This window comes from Kitasatospora sp. NPDC097643 (genome assembly GCF_040302625.1).
GTDB lineage: Bacteria > Actinomycetota > Actinomycetes > Streptomycetales > Streptomycetaceae > Kitasatospora.
Map to the genome: position 1 here is coordinate 1 of NZ_JBEOSA010000116.1, position 13600 is coordinate 13600.

11 protein-coding genes and 2 tRNA genes are annotated in these 13600 nt (G+C 73.1%); 7 read left to right on the forward strand and 6 right to left on the reverse strand.

Features of this window, described 5'->3' with window-relative positions:
- Nucleotides 1-131 precede the first annotated feature (131 nt).
- From purL to purS, 3 genes are read right to left on the reverse strand one after another with little or no spacing between them, the layout of a single operon-like run.
- Complete coding sequence (gene purL, locus ABTY15_RS38445) at nucleotides 132-2387, reverse strand: phosphoribosylformylglycinamidine synthase subunit PurL (protein ID WP_350606821.1); 2256 nt, start codon at nucleotides 2385-2387, stop codon at nucleotides 132-134.
- Entirely contained in the window at nucleotides 2387-3067 is a 681-nt protein-coding gene (purQ, locus tag ABTY15_RS38450; RefSeq protein WP_350606825.1) for a phosphoribosylformylglycinamidine synthase subunit PurQ, read from the reverse strand. The genes purL and purQ overlap by 1 nt, the downstream gene beginning before the upstream one ends.
- Nucleotides 3064-3318, reverse strand: a complete 255-nt coding sequence (gene purS, locus ABTY15_RS38455; protein WP_350606827.1) for a phosphoribosylformylglycinamidine synthase subunit PurS — start codon at nucleotides 3316-3318, stop codon at nucleotides 3064-3066. The genes purQ and purS overlap by 4 nt, the downstream gene beginning before the upstream one ends.
- Before the next feature lie 466 nt (nucleotides 3319-3784).
- Between purS and ABTY15_RS38460 the strand changes: the two genes are divergently transcribed.
- The 7 genes from ABTY15_RS38460 (at nucleotide 3785) to ABTY15_RS38490 (ending at nucleotide 8424) form a co-directional block, all read left to right on the forward strand.
- On the forward strand, nucleotides 3785-4102 hold the full coding sequence (locus tag ABTY15_RS38460; RefSeq protein ID WP_030304494.1) for a histone-like nucleoid-structuring protein Lsr2: 318 nt from the start codon (nucleotides 3785-3787) through the stop codon (nucleotides 4100-4102).
- 132 nt (nucleotides 4103-4234) lie between these two features.
- Nucleotides 4235-4307: transfer RNA gene (locus ABTY15_RS38465), tRNA-Gly, on the forward strand.
- A gap of 39 nt (nucleotides 4308-4346) precedes the next feature.
- Nucleotides 4347-4419, forward strand: a tRNA-Gly gene (locus ABTY15_RS38470).
- A 167-nt stretch (nucleotides 4420-4586) separates the two neighbouring features.
- A complete protein-coding gene (locus ABTY15_RS38475) occupies nucleotides 4587-5591 on the forward strand; it encodes an ATP-binding cassette domain-containing protein (RefSeq protein ID WP_350606831.1) in 1005 nt (334 codons plus the stop codon).
- On the forward strand, nucleotides 5588-6436 hold the full coding sequence (locus tag ABTY15_RS38480; RefSeq protein WP_350606833.1) for an ABC transporter permease: 849 nt from the start codon (nucleotides 5588-5590) through the stop codon (nucleotides 6434-6436). The genes ABTY15_RS38475 and ABTY15_RS38480 overlap by 4 nt, the downstream gene beginning before the upstream one ends.
- Before the next feature lie 99 nt (nucleotides 6437-6535).
- Nucleotides 6536-7765: a sensor histidine kinase gene (locus ABTY15_RS38485; protein ID WP_350606836.1), complete on the forward strand. Its 1230-nt coding sequence runs from the start codon at nucleotides 6536-6538 to the stop codon at nucleotides 7763-7765.
- Nucleotides 7766-7803: 38 nt separating this feature from the next.
- Entirely contained in the window at nucleotides 7804-8424 is a 621-nt protein-coding gene (locus tag ABTY15_RS38490) for a response regulator (protein WP_350606839.1), read from the forward strand.
- Between the two features lie 28 nt (nucleotides 8425-8452).
- Here ABTY15_RS38490 and ABTY15_RS38495 read toward each other — a convergent pair whose 3' ends face one another.
- The 3 genes from ABTY15_RS38495 to ABTY15_RS38505 all read right to left on the reverse strand — a co-directional run bounded on the left by ABTY15_RS38495 (nucleotide 8453) and on the right by ABTY15_RS38505 (nucleotide 12958).
- Nucleotides 8453-9352: a phosphoribosylaminoimidazolesuccinocarboxamide synthase gene (locus ABTY15_RS38495; protein ID WP_350606842.1), complete on the reverse strand. Its 900-nt coding sequence runs from the start codon at nucleotides 9350-9352 to the stop codon at nucleotides 8453-8455.
- Between the two features lie 91 nt (nucleotides 9353-9443).
- Nucleotides 9444-10982, reverse strand: a complete 1539-nt coding sequence (locus ABTY15_RS38500) for a N,N-dimethylformamidase beta subunit family domain-containing protein (protein WP_350606846.1) — start codon at nucleotides 10980-10982, stop codon at nucleotides 9444-9446.
- Nucleotides 10983-11374: 392 nt separating this feature from the next.
- Nucleotides 11375-12958 carry a hypothetical protein gene (locus ABTY15_RS38505; protein WP_350606849.1) on the reverse strand — a complete coding sequence of 528 codons (1584 nt, stop codon included), beginning with the start codon at nucleotides 12956-12958 and terminating at the stop codon, nucleotides 11375-11377.
- Nucleotides 12959-13600: the final 642 nt, after the last annotated feature.

Here is a 13600-nt window from a genome sequence, read left to right on the forward strand (position 1 = left end):
TGCGTAGCGCCGCGGGGGGGGGGCGATCGGGGGGGGGGTGTTGGGTGGGGGGTTGGGGGGCCGGGGCCCAACCCCCCCCCGGGGGGCGCCCGGCCCCCACCCCCCCCGTCCGCCCCTCAGGAGCATGCGTGTCAGCCGATCAGAGCCTCGATGACACCGGTGTGGGCGTCCTTCAGCTCGGCCAGCGAGACGGTGAACTGGCCCTGGACGTCCAGGCTTTCGCCGTCCACGACACCGATCCGGGTGGCCGGCAGGCTCCGCGCGGTGCACATGTCGTTGAACCGGAGCTCCTCGCTGCGCGGCACTGCCACGACGGCGCGGCCGGCCGACTCGGAGAACAGGAACACGAACGGGTCCATGCCCTCGGGCACGATGATCCGCGCCCCGTGGCCGCCCTTGAGGCAGCTCTCGACCAGCGCCTGGCCCAGGCCGCCGTCGGAGAGGTCGTGCGCGGCGTCGATCATGCCGTCGCGCGAGGCGGCGATCAGGATCTCGCCGAGCAGCTTCTCGCGGTCCAGGTCGACCTTGGGCGGCAGACCGCCGAGGTGCTCGTGGACCGCCTGCGACCAGGCCGAGCCGCCCAGCTCGTCCTCGGTGTCGCCGAGCAGGTAGAGCAGCTGCCCCTCCTCGGCGAAGGCCACCGGGGTGCGCCGGGTGACGTCGTCGATGACGCCGAGCACCGCGACCACCGGGGTCGGGTGGATGGCGACCTCGCCGGTCTGGTTGTACAGCGAGACGTTGCCGCCGGTGACCGGGGTGCCGAGCGCCAGGCAGGCGTCGGCCAGACCGCGGGTGGCCTCGGCGAACTGCCACATCACGTCCGGGTCCTCGGGGGAGCCGAAGTTGAGGCAGTCGGAGACCGCGAGCGGCTTGGCGCCACCGGCCGCGACGTTGCGGTACGCCTCGGCGAGGGCCAGCTGGGCGCCGGTGTACGGGTCCAGCTTGGTGTAGCGGCCGTTGCCGTCGGTGGCGACCGAGACGCCGAGGTTGGTCTCCTCGTCGATCCGGATCATGCCCGAGTCCTCGCCGACCGAGAGCACGGTGTTGCCGAGCACGTAGCGGTCGTACTGGTCGGTGATCCAGGACTTGGAGGCCTGGTTCGGGTGGGCGGCCAGCTTCAGCAGGTCCGCCTTGAGGCCCTCGCCGGTGGTCGGGCGGGCCAGCCGCTCGCCGGTGGGGGCGTCGGCCTGGAGCGCGTCCTGCCAGCTCGGGCGGGCGAACGGACGCCGGTAGGTCGGGCCCTCGTGGGCGACGGTGCGCGGGGGCACGTCCACCACGAGCTCGCCGCGCCAGAAGATCTCCAGGCGCTCGCCGTCGGTGACCTCACCGATGACGTTGGCGATGACGTCCCACTTCTCGCAGATCTCCAGGAAGCGGTCGACCTTGTCGGGCTCGACGATGGCGCACATGCGCTCCTGCGACTCGCTCATGAGGATCTCCTCCGGCGAGAGCGTGGTGTCGCGCAGGTGCACGGTGTCGAGGTCGATCCGCATGCCGCCGGAACCGGCCGAGGCCAGCTCGCTGGTGGCGCAGGACAGACCGGCGCCGCCGAGGTCCTGGATGCCCTTGACGAGCTTCTCCCGGAAGATCTCCAGGGTGCACTCGATCAGGAGCTTCTCCTGGAACGGGTCGCCGACCTGGACGGCCGGGCGCTTGGCCGGCTTGGTGTCGTCGAAGGTCTCGGAGGCCAGCACCGAGACGCCGCCGATGCCGTCGCCGCCGGTGCGGGCGCCGTACAGGACGACCTTGTTGCCGGCGCCGGAGGCCTGCGCGAGGTGGATGTCCTCGTGCTTCATGACGCCCACGCACAGCGCGTTGACCAGCGGGTTGCCCTGGTAGCAGGCGTCGAAGACGACCTCGCCGCCGATGTTCGGCAGGCCCAGGCAGTTGCCGTAGCCGCCGATGCCCGCGACGATGCCGGGCAGCACGCGCCGGGTGTCCGGGTGGTCGGCCGCACCGAAGCGCAGCGGGTCCATCACGGCGACCGGGCGGGCGCCCATCGCCAGGATGTCGCGCACGATGCCGCCGATGCCGGTGGCCGCGCCCTGGTAGGGCTCGATGTACGACGGGTGGTTGTGCGACTCGACCTTGAAGGTGACCGCGTAGCCCTGGCCGACGTCGACGACGCCGGCGTTCTCGCCGATGCCGACGAGCATCGCGTCGTTCTCGGGCTTCTTCTCGCCGAACTGCTTCAGGTGGACCTTGGAGCTCTTGTACGAGCAGTGCTCCGACCACATGACCGAGTACATCGCGAGCTCGGCGCCGGTGGGGCGACGGCCGAGGATCTCGCGGATGCGCGCGTACTCGTCCTCCTTGAGGCCGAGTTCGGCCCAGGGCTGGGCGGCGTCCGGGGTCTGCTCGGCGTTCTTGACGGTGTCGAGGCTCATCAGGCGTTCACCAGCTGCTTCAGGACGGAGGTGAAGAAGCGCAGGCCGTCGGTGCCGCCGGTGCCGACCAGCGGCTCGACCGCGTGCTCCGGGTGCGGCATCAGACCGACCACGTTGCCGGCCGCGTTGGAGATGCCGGCGATGTCATTGATCGAGCCGTTGGGGTTGACGTCGAGGTAGCGGAAAACGACCCGCCCCTCGGCCTCCAGCTCGTCGATGGTGCGCGCGTCCGCGGTGTAGCGGCCGTCCATGTTCTTCAACGGGATGTGAATCTCCTGGCCCGCCTCGTAATCGGCGGTCCAGGCGGTGCCCGCATTCTCGACCCGCAGCTTCTGCTCGCGGCAGATGAAGTGCAGGTGGTTGTTGCGGAGCATGGCACCCGGCAGCAGGTGGCACTCGGTCAGCACCTGGAAGCCGTTGCAGATGCCGAGAACCGGCATTCCCAGCTTCGCCTGCTCGATGACGGACTCCATCACGGGCGAGAAGCGGGAGATGGCACCGGCGCGCAGATAGTCGCCGTAGGAGAATCCGCCCGGCAGGACGACGGCGTCGACCTGGTGGAGATCCTTGTCACGGTGCCAGAGGGCGACCGGCTCCGCGCCGGCGAGGCGGACCGCGCGCTGGGCGTCGCGGTCGTCGAGGGAGCCGGGGAAAGTGACGACCCCTACGCGGGTGGTCACTTCGCCTCCTCCTCGACCCGGACGGTGAAGTCCTCGATCACGGTGTTGGCGAGAAAGGTCTCGGCGGCTTCGCGGATACGGGCGAGCGCGGCGTCGTCGACCGGGCCCTCCACTTCCAGCTCGAAACGCTTGCCCTGGCGGACGTCGGCGATCCCGGTGAAACCGAGACGGGGCAGTGCACGCTGCACCGCCTGTCCCTGGGGGTCGAGGATCTCCGGCTTGAGCATGACGTCGACTACGACGCGTGCCACTGGCACTCCCGGTGGTGTCTTCGTGAGGCGGGGGAACTCCAGACTACCTGCGGTTTCGGGCGGGATTGCGGGCCGGGCGACGCGACGCGCGTAGACCCGAGACCCTTACGCCACAAGGGTTCCGGGCCAGGGAACCCCCGGCCGGACCCCCCGGTTTCCGCGGATTCGGCCCCCCGGAGGAGAACGACCGAAGAACACCCGAATACGGCACTCCGGGACAGATCCGCCCGTCCCGCACTCCGGTATCCCGGACTCCGGCGAAGACACGTGAATATCCGGAAAAGAAAGCCGGACTCTTCGATTTCCACCCGCTTCGGGTGCAGAATAGGGCCACCTGTCGCGGCAAGTGCTGCGTATCCGGCGGGCCACCGGGCCTGCCCGTATGCCCTTGCGCGAGTGGTGCACATCAGGCTCCGGCGCGTACCCCGCGCACCGGCGGCCGAATTGCCCGAGAGGATTGACACCCATGGCTCAGCGTGTAGTTGTCACGCTCTCCGACGACCTGGACGGCGGCGCCGCCGCGGAAACCGTCCACTTCGGCGTCGACGGGAAGTCGTACGAGATCGACCTGTCCGTGGACAACGCGGAAAAGCTGCGGGAGGCCCTCGCTCCGTTCGTCGCGGCCGGCCGTCGCCAGAGCCGCACCGGAAAGTCCTTCCGCCGCACCGCGCTCACCCCGGACCCGGCCGCGGTCCGCGCCTGGGCCCAGTCGCGCGGCATGGAGCTGCCGGCCCGGGGCCGGATCCCCAAGCACGTGTACGAGGCGTTCGCCGAGGCGAACTGAACCCCGCCGGAGCGCCGGTCGCCCTGCCCGCCCGAAAGGGTGGGGCGACCACCCCGAACGATGCTGTAGAGTATTCCTCGTCGCCGCAACGGAGAGATCCGAAGAGGCGGCCGGTGCCCCACCAGGCACCGTGCGGACGTGGCTCAGTTGGTAGAGCATCACCTTGCCAAGGTGAGGGTCGCGAGTTCGAATCTCGTCGTCCGCTCGCAGTGCGCGAGCACAGCACAACTCAATAGTTTGACCTGCGGACGTGGCTCAGTTGGTAGAGCATCACCTTGCCAAGGTGAGGGTCGCGAGTTCGAATCTCGTCGTCCGCTCCGAAACGAAGGGCCCCCTCGATCGAGGGGGCCCTTCGGCATTCCCGTCCGTTTTCCCGGCGACTTCCGGGCCCATGACATTTGTCATCGCCGACCCGTGGATCCCCACCCCCTTCCCATGACGGCGCGCACTGCCCGCGCGGCCGGGGCGGCGGAAGGCTGGAGGCATGGAAACGAGCCGGCCCACCCGCCCCTCCGACAGCGTGATCGAGGTCACCGACCTGCACCGCCACTACGGCGCCGGGGCCACCGCCTACCACGCCGTACGCGGCGTCGACCTGACCGTCGGCCGCGGCGAGCTGTTCGCCCTGCTCGGCACCAACGGGGCCGGCAAGACCTCCACCATGGAGCTGATCGAGGGCCTGGCCACCCCGACCGGGGGCAGCGTCCGGGTCTTCGGCCGCGACCCGTACCGGGAGCGCGCCGCCGTCCGCCCGCGGATCGGCATCATGCTCCAGGAGGGCGGCTTCCCCGGCGAGCTCACCGTCGCCGAGACCGGCCGCAGCTGGGCCGGGATGACCAGCGGCGCCCGCCCGGTGGAGGAGGCGCTGGAGCTGGTCGGGCTCGGCCACCGCCGCGACGTCCGGGTCAAGCAGCTGTCCGGCGGCGAGCGCCGTCGGCTCGACCTCGCGATGGCCCTGCTCGGCCGCCCCGAGGTGCTCTTCCTGGACGAGCCCAGCACCGGCCTCGACCCGGAGGCGCGCGCCGCCGTCTGGCGGCTGGTCCGCGAACTGCGCGCCCAGGGCACCACCGTGCTGCTCACCACGCACTACCTGGAGGAGGCCGAGGAGCTGGCCGACCGGCTGGCCATCATGCACGGCGGCCAGGTCGTGGTCGCCGGCACCGTCGCCGAGGTGATCGCCGGGCGGCCGTCCCGGATCGGCTTCGAGCTCCCCGAGTTCACCGGGACGGCGCTGCCGGTCCTGGCCGGGGCCGAGGTCACCGTCGACGGCCGCAAGGTCACCGTGCACACCACCGGCCTCCAGGACACCCTCACCGACCTGCTCGGCTGGGCCCGCCACCACGGGATCGCGCTCGGCGCCCTGGACGCCCGCAGCGCCTCGCTGGAGGAGGCCTTCCTCGCCATCGCCTCCGAGGCCTCCCACCAGCCCGAGCCCGAGGCCCCCGCCCGCCCCACCGCCCGCCGCCGCCTGATCGGATCCGCCCGATGACCACCGCCCCGATGACCACCGCCCCGACCGCCGCCGGGCCCGTCGGCCCGCCGAGCACCACCGCCCGCCGGCTGCTCGCCCTCGGCCGCGCCGAGGGCACCCTGCTGCTGCGCAACCGCACCGCCCTGTTCACCGCCCTGCTGCTGCCGCTGCTGCTGATCGGCGGCCGGCGCAGCATGCTCAAGCAGCAGGCCGAGTCCAACCCCGGGCTGGACGTCGACGCGCTGCTGATCAACGGCACCATCGGCGGGATCCTGGCGTTCGTCGTCTACTACAACCTGACCGCCGCCTACGTCGCCCGGCGCAACGAGCTGGTGCTCAAGCGGCTGCGCACCGGCGAGGCCCGGGACGTCGAGATCCTGCTCGGCACCGCGGTGCCCGCGGTGAGCCTCGCCCTGCTGATGAGCACCCTGGTCGGCGTCGGCGGCGCCGCCGTCCTCGGGATCGGCATGCCGGTGAACCCGCTGCTGCTGGCCGCCGGGATCGTGCTCGGCATCGGCATCATGATCGGGCTGGCCGCCGTCTCCAGCGCCTTCACCAAGACCGTCGAGAGCTCCGGCATCACCACCCTGCCGGTGCTGCTGCTCTCCCAGTTCGGCTCCGGCCTGCTCATCCCGCTGGAGGTCATGCCCGAGCGGATCGCCGACTTCTGCCGCCTGCTGCCCACCACCCCCGCCTTCCAGCTCATCCGGATCGGCTGGACCGGCACCGACGGCTCGGCGGCCGCCACCGGCTTCGGCGGCAGCTGGTCCACCGCCGCCCCGTCCCTCGCCACCGGCGCCGTCTGGCTCGGCCTGGCGGCCTGGGGAGCGGTGCGCTACTTCCGCTGGGAGTCGCGCCGCTGACGTCCCGCCGGTCGGCTCCAGGGATTCCAAAGCACGTCTCCCCCTCCACCTCTGATAGGAAGGCAGCGACACAATCGTGATCGAAAGGGGAGGAATCCGATGGGGGTCCGGGGGCCGATCCGCCGATGGAAGGGCTACGGCAAGCCGAAGCGGGCCGAGCTGTACTTCCGCTGGTCGCTCTACCTGATGGCGTTGTTCATGCCGCCGGTGAACCTCCTGGTCGCCGCCTCCCCCGAGAACCCCACGCAGTACGGCCGGGTCATCCAGCTCGCCCTGGTGCTCTCGCTCGCCTCCACCCTGGTCACCCTCCGGGCGTACCGCACCTCGCTCGACCACTACCTGAAGCGGCCCAGCGAGTACCTGCGCTGGCTGGCCGTCAACGCCTCGCTCACCGTGGTCGGGTCCTGGGCCCTCCTGCTGCTCGGCCCGGCCGGCAGCGGACCGTCGAGGCCCGGCGGACCCCCGTTCACCGCGGTGCTCACCACCACCCTGCTGTGCGCGGCGGTCGGCCCGGCGAGCGTGGGTCTGTCGCTGCCCAGGGCCTGCCTCGGCGGACTCGGCCTGATGGTGCTGATCCTCCCCGCGATGCTGCTGGCCGGGATCAACCCGGCGATCATCGCCGGGCTGCTGATCGGGGCGTCGATCGGCCTGTTCCTCCTGATGTGCAGCTGCCGCAGCTTCGCCTGGGTGACCGCCATCGTCTGGGAGCTGGACGCCGCCCGCGAGGCGCAGTCCCGGCTGGCCGTCGCCGAGGAGCGGCTGCGCTTCTCCCGCGACCTGCACGACGTGATGGGCCGCAACCTCACCACCGTCGCGCTCAAGAGCGAGCTCGCCGTCCAGCTCGCCCGCCGGGGCCGCCCGGAGGCCGCCGACCAGATGGCCGAGGTGCAGAGGATCGCCCAGGAGTCGCAGCGCGAGGTCCGCGACCTCATCCGCGGCTACCGCACCGCCGACCTGCACGCCGAGGCGATCGGCGCCCGCGCGGTGCTCCGCTCCGCCGACGTCGTCTGCGAGATCGACCTCGGTGAGGACGCCGACCGGCTGCCGACCCCGGTGCAGTCGGTGTTCGGCTGGGTGATCCGCGAGGCCACCACCAACGTGCTCCGGCACAGCGAGGCCGGCCACTGCCTGATCCGGCTCCACCGGGAGGACGGCCGGGCCGTCCTGGAGCTGGAGAACGACGGCGTGCCCGCCGTCCCGTTCCCCTCCCAGGGCGGGGGCACCGGACTGCACGGGCTGCGCGAGCGGCTGGCCGCCCACGGCGGCGAGCTGACCGTCCCGGCGGCCGCCCCGGGCACCTTCCGGATGCTCGCCGCCGTCCCGCTCTGACCCGACCCCACCCCGACTCCGCGGAGGAAGACCCGACGATGACCGAGACCGCACCCGCGCGCGTCCTGCTCGCCGACGACGAACACCTGATCCGGGGCGCGCTGGCCGCACTGCTCTCGCTGGAGGACGACATCGAGGTGGTCGCCCAGGCGGGCTCGGGCCCGGAGGCGCTGGCGATGGCCCGGGCACACCGGCCGGACATCGCGGTGCTGGACCTCCAGATGCCCGGCAAGGACGGCATCGAGGTGGCCACCGAGCTGCGCCGGCTGCTGCCGGACTGCCGCTGCATGATCGTCACCGGCCACGGTCGGCCCGGGTACCTCAAGCGGGCGCTGGAGGTCGGGGTGCGCGGCTTCCTGCCGAAGACCGTCTCGGCGGCCGACCTGGCCGGCATCATCCGGACCGTCCGGGCCGGCGGCCGGTACGTCGACCCGGAGCTCGCCGCGGACGCGATCAGCGCCGGCGAGACCCCGCTGACCCCGCGCGAGACGGACGTCCTGGAGCTGGCCGCCGACGGCACCTCGATCACCGAGATCGCCGCCCGCGCCTCGCTCTCCCCAGGCACCGTCCGCAACTACCTGTCCTCGGCGGCCACCAAGCTGGGCGCGGAGAACCGGCACGCGGCGGTGCGGATCGCCCGCGAGCACGGCTGGATCTGAGGGCCGTGCCCGCGGGCCTTCCGAGGGCTCAGACCCAGCTGGTGCCGGTCAGCCGCTCGTACACCTCGATGTACTTCGCCCGGGTCAGCTCGACCACCTCGGCCGGCAGCTCCGGCGGCGGCTGCTCGCTGTAGCGGTCCCAGCCGGAGGCCGGGGAGACCAGCCAGTCGCGGATCAGCTGCTTGTCGAAGGACGGCTGCGAGCGGCCGGGCTGCCACTCGTCGGCCGGCCAGAACCGGGAGGAGTCCGGGGTGAGCACCTCGTCGCCGATCACCAGCTCGCCGTCCAGCAGGCCGAACTCGAACTTGGTGTCGGCCAGGATGATGCCGCGGTCGCGGGCGATGTCCCGGGCCCGGGCGTAGACGTCCAGGGTGGTGCGGCGCAGCGTGGCGGCGAGCTCGGCGCCGATCCGGCGGGCGGTCTCCTCGTACGGCACGTTCTCGTCGTGCTCGCCGACCTCGGCCTTGAGCGCGGGGGTGTAGATCGGGGCGGGCAGCTCGGAGCCGTCCTCCAGGCCCTCCGGCAGGGCGACGCCGCAGACCGTGCGGTGCTCCCGGTACTCGGTCAGGCCGGAGCCGGCCAGGTAACCGCGGGCGACCGCCTCGACCGGGATCATGTCCAGGCTGCGGCAGACCAGCGTGCGGCCCTTCCAGTCGGCGGGGGCGCCGGCCGGGACCTCGGTGGAGATCACGTGGTTGGGCACGATGTCGGCGATCCGGTCGAACCACCACAGCGACAGCTGGGTGAGGACCCGGCCCTTGTCGGGGATCTCGTTCGGCAGCACCCAGTCGTGGGCCGACATCCGGTCGCTGGCGACCATGACCAGCTCGCCCGACTCGTTGCGGTAGAGGTCGCGCACCTTGCCGGTGTGCAGGTGGACCAGGCCGGGTACCTGGACCGGCTCGGGCTTGGTGACAAATCCGCTCAAGATGTCTCAGTCCTCAGGGGTCGTTCGCGGGCGTGGGGCAGCGCGAAAGGGGAGGTCACTGCCCCCGCAGTCTTTCACGAACGCGCGCGCCCTAGATTTTGCAGAGCCGGTCGAGCAGGTTGGCGGTGGCCCGCTGGATCCGCTCGTCGGTGAGGCCGGGGCGGCCCAGCGCGGGCGACCAGGCGAAGGTCCCGGCCGCGAAGACGTACGCGCCGCTGGGCGCCCGGTACAGCGAGGTCTCCTGGTAGCGGGTGCGGCCGGCGAGGTCCCGGTACGGGGAGTGCGCGAGCAGCACCCGCTCGGTGTGCTCGGGCAGCGCCACCTTCGGGTAGTAGCGGTCGGCCTCGCCGGCCACCAGGCCGGGCAGCTCGTCGCCCTCCTGGAGTCCGGTGCCGTCCCAGAGCCAGTGCCCGGTGTGCCGGGCGACCAGCGGAACGGGCGCGGCGACCCGGCCGGAGTACTGGAGTCCGAGCAGGTGCTGCTCGGGTTCGCCGGCGTCCCGCCACAGGGCGCTGGCGGCGCCGGGCGCCCCGGCGGCCGGACTGCCGGGCCCGACCTTCTGCCGCTTGCGGCAGTTGAGCAGCCGGTTGGGCTCGCCGGAGGCGGCGGCGGTCAGCTCGACCCGCCAGTACATGGTGTTGGCGGAGAGGAAGACCAGCGAGGTGCCGCCGTCCCGGGCGCGCTCGGCGGCGCGGCGCATCGGCTCGGACCAGTACTCGTCGTGGCCGGGGAAGACCAGCGCCCGGTGCCGGGCCGGGTCGACCAGGCCGGCGTGCAGGTCGGTGGCGGTGGCGTAGGAGAGGTCGTAGCCCATCCGCTCGGCCCAGCGGATGAAGTCGTACGCGTGGCCGACGTGCAGCGGCAGCCCGGCGGTGGCGTGCGGGCGGTCGAAGGAGACGGTGACGGCGGCCTCCGGTTCGCCGACCAGGCCGCCCAGGCCGTCCCAGGCGTGGTAGAGGCTGGCGCCGCTGCGGCCGTCCTCGGGAAACAGGTTGTAGGCCTGCCAGGTCACGTCCGGCAGCACCAGGAGCAGCTCGGCGGCGTGCGGCTGGTCGTCGAAGTCCCGTACGGTGAAAGGGATGTGGCTGCGGTGCAGCATGTCCGCGGTGGTCAGCACGGCGACGTACGCGCCGGGTTTCCAGTGGCTCGGGATCTGCAGCCGCCAGGAGTGCCACCAGTGGTGGCAGGAGACCGTCCGCTCGACCACCAGCGGGGCGGGCTGGACGAGCCCGGCGATCAGCGGGCTGGACGTCATGTGGCGGGCGCCGTCGCCGCCGTAGTGGCCGATCCGGTAGACGTCCACGGTGAACTCGCGGGGCGGGTTGACGGTGACCCGGAAGTCCACCGAGCCGCCGGGGCGGATCACCCCGGCCGAGGCGAAGCCCTTGATCTGCTGGTCGACGTCGTTGGAGCTCTGCGGGGTGCCGACCGGCGGCTTGGGCCGGGCGCCGGCCGTCAGCGGCTGCTGGCCGGGCGCGTCCACCGAGACGTACCAGGGGACGGCGCCCTCCGCACCCGCGAGGTACTGGTCGGGGCTGCGCAGCCAGGGCAGCGGGCCCTGGCCGAAGGGGTCGGAGACGCTGTACGCGTGCGTTCCGGACTCCCAGCGGCGGTTGAGTTCGGTGCCCACGCGCCCCTCCCAGGTGCACTTAAGCCCGGTTGGCACGTGCCCCCCGGATGTGCGTGCGGTCTAATACACCACACTCTGTTGGCGCTCCGTCACCCCGTGGTCGCAATTGGTGGCAGGAATCTCGCGGCCGTCCGGACAGGGGCCTCCGGCCTGCGGAGACGATCGCCGGCCGGCCCCTCCGGGGGCGCGTGCCGGGCCGCCGAGCGCCGCCCGGCAGGCGGACAGGCCTAGGGCCTGTCTGACAATTCGCGCCGGATCAGCGCGCGGCGTTGGGCGCCCGGCTGGGCGTGCCGGCGAAGCGGCCTCGTGCTGGGTCGTACTTGGGCGTTTCGCCGGTGCGTCCAGGCGGGATGCCCGGCGTCGCGCGCCCGGCGGGAAGTGTCAGACAGGCCCTAAAGCCGGACGGGCTTCTCCAGGCGGACGTCGGCGGCGTCCAGCCAGGCGCGCAGCGGGCCGTCCTGGCCCTGCTCGACGGCCTCGGCGACCGGACCGGCGAGGTCGGTGCGGCGGACCCCGCCGAGCAGCAGCACCGGGCCGTCCAGCCAGTCCAGGCCGGGGGTGGCGCCCGCGGTGTCGACGGCGGCGCAGCAGACCATCGCGGTGACGTGGTCGACCAGCAGGTCGCGCCCGGTGCGGGCCGGTTCGAGCAGCGGGGCCGGGGTGGTGGTGCGGGCCAGCTGGGCGGCGAGCGCGGCGGCCAGCCGTTCGCCGCCGCCCTCGGCGAGCCGAACCAGCAGCCGGGTCAGGGTCGGGGCGCCGGGGCGGGCCTGCGGGGCGAGCCGGTCCAGGGCGGACTGCAGCGCGGCGCCGCGGGCCCGCCAGCCGGCGTCCACCACCTCGGCCGGGTAGTCGGCCCACTCCAGCTCGTGCCAGGTGCCGGCGGCGGGGCGGCCGAAGAAGAGCTCGGCGGCCAGCAGGGAGACCGCCCGGTCGACGGCGCCGGGCTCCTCCAGCAGGTCGCAGGCGGGGCGGTCGCCGAGCCGGCTGCCGTAGCCGTCGGCCAGCCGGTCGCGCCGGGACAGCTCGGTGAGGGCGGCGACCACGCCGGCGTTGAGGTGGGCGGGGTGGCGGCCGAGCCGCCAGGCGGGCAGCGCGACGCGGGTGAGCAGCCGGTCCCAGCCGGCGTAGGCCAGGCCGACCTGTTCCTGGGCGGCGATCCGCAGCCCGTAGTCGACCGACCTGGCCTGCTCGGAGGCCCAGCCCGCGACGGCCCGTTCCAGCTCGGCGGCGTGGCCCCGGCAGGCGCCCAGCAGCCGGCGGGTGATCCGCCCGGTGATCCGGTCGCCGAGCGCGGCCGGGCCGCGGCGGGGCGGCCGGGGCGGTCCGGCCAGGGTGGCGCCGCCGAGCCCGGGCGCGGTGCCCTCGCCGGGCTCCAGGCTGGCGTCCAGGCTGCGCAGGAAGCGCCGGGCGGCGGCGATCTCGGGGTCGGCGGAGGCGGCGGCGCCGGCCACCACGGGGGCGAGCAGGGCGCGCAGCTCGTCGGCCCGCATCCACCAGAGGAACGGCGAGCCGATCACCAGGACGGGGGCGGCCGGTTCGGGGTGCGGCCGGAACGGGCGGGCCGGCCGGGTCGGCGGCACGTCCTCCAGCCAGCTGTCGCAGTCCGGCGTGAGCGCGACGGCGGACGGCGCGGGGACGTCCAGCCGGTCGGCCAGCTCGTCGATCAGCCGGTACAGCTCGGGCGCCTCGGCGCGCGGGACCTGGACGGCCGGGGTCTGCGGCGGCACGGCCCTGCGGTAGGCCCGGGCGGTCAGCCCGGCCACCAGCAGGGTCAGCGCGGCGACCGCGCCGACCACCCAGCGGACGGCGTCCCACCCGGCGGCGTCGGCGGCACCGGGCGCGCCGATCCGGCCGGTGAACCGGCCCGCGAGCAGGACCACCTCGACGGCGGCGGGCAGGACGGCTGCGGCCAGGGCGAGACCTCGGACCCGCAGGACCGCCTGGGCGTGAGCGCGCGCGGTGTCGACTGCGGCCATACGGTGCGGCACCCCCTTCGGAGCCCTCCGGCGCCCGGTGACGGGCCCCTGAGCCGACTCGAAACGATCAGTTCCGACCGGGGAGCGGAGGCGTCCGATCCCCGGTAGTGCATGCTGCGTGGCGCTACTGACATTTTCGACGCCCCGGTCCGGGTGGGTGTTCCGGATCGCCCCGGTTTCCACTCGTCCCGGTGACACCGCCCGGTTTTCCGGACGACCTCCCGGACGACCTCCCGGGCGGCCCTCGACCGGTCCGGTGCGAAGCACCCGGGCGACCGCCCGGCCGGACGCCGTCCAGCATCCCCCCGCGGGGGCGCCGCTACCCGGCGGCGACCCCGGCGCACGGCCACGTCGCACTGCGATCCAGCGCACCATAAGGCCGAGCGCCCGGTTACGTCAGCCGGATGCGGGTGCTGTCACCCGATGGGCTGGAATCCACCCGCCGAACGGTGCGCCTACCCCCTCCGACACTCCGGCCCCCGCACTGCGGCCATCAGGGCGGAAAAGCCGCGGGCCCCCGGTGGACGTCCACCGGGGGCCCCCGGCGACCGGGAGCTCACGCGCAGCTACTCAGACAACAAGACGAAAAACAAAAAGCACTCCAAAAAAACACGTAAACCCTAAAGATGCATTATAAAGTTC

Excerpts from the sequence above, each read along its gene's own strand:
- purL (WP_350606821.1), bottom strand. The coding sequence starts at position 2,387 with ATGAGCCTCGACACCGTCAAGAACGCCGAGCAGACCCCGGACGCCGCC.
- ABTY15_RS38460 (WP_030304494.1), top strand. The coding sequence starts at position 3,785 with ATGGCTCAGCGTGTAGTTGTCACGCTCTCCGACGACCTGGACGGCGGC.
- ABTY15_RS38475 (WP_350606831.1), top strand. The coding sequence starts at position 4,587 with ATGGAAACGAGCCGGCCCACCCGCCCCTCCGACAGCGTGATCGAGGTC.
- ABTY15_RS38480 (WP_350606833.1), top strand. The coding sequence starts at position 5,588 with ATGACCACCGCCCCGATGACCACCGCCCCGACCGCCGCCGGGCCCGTC.
- ABTY15_RS38485 (WP_350606836.1), top strand. The coding sequence starts at position 6,536 with ATGGGGGTCCGGGGGCCGATCCGCCGATGGAAGGGCTACGGCAAGCCG.
- ABTY15_RS38490 (WP_350606839.1), top strand. The coding sequence starts at position 7,804 with ATGACCGAGACCGCACCCGCGCGCGTCCTGCTCGCCGACGACGAACAC.
- ABTY15_RS38505 (WP_350606849.1), bottom strand. The coding sequence starts at position 12,958 with ATGGCCGCAGTCGACACCGCGCGCGCTCACGCCCAGGCGGTCCTGCGG.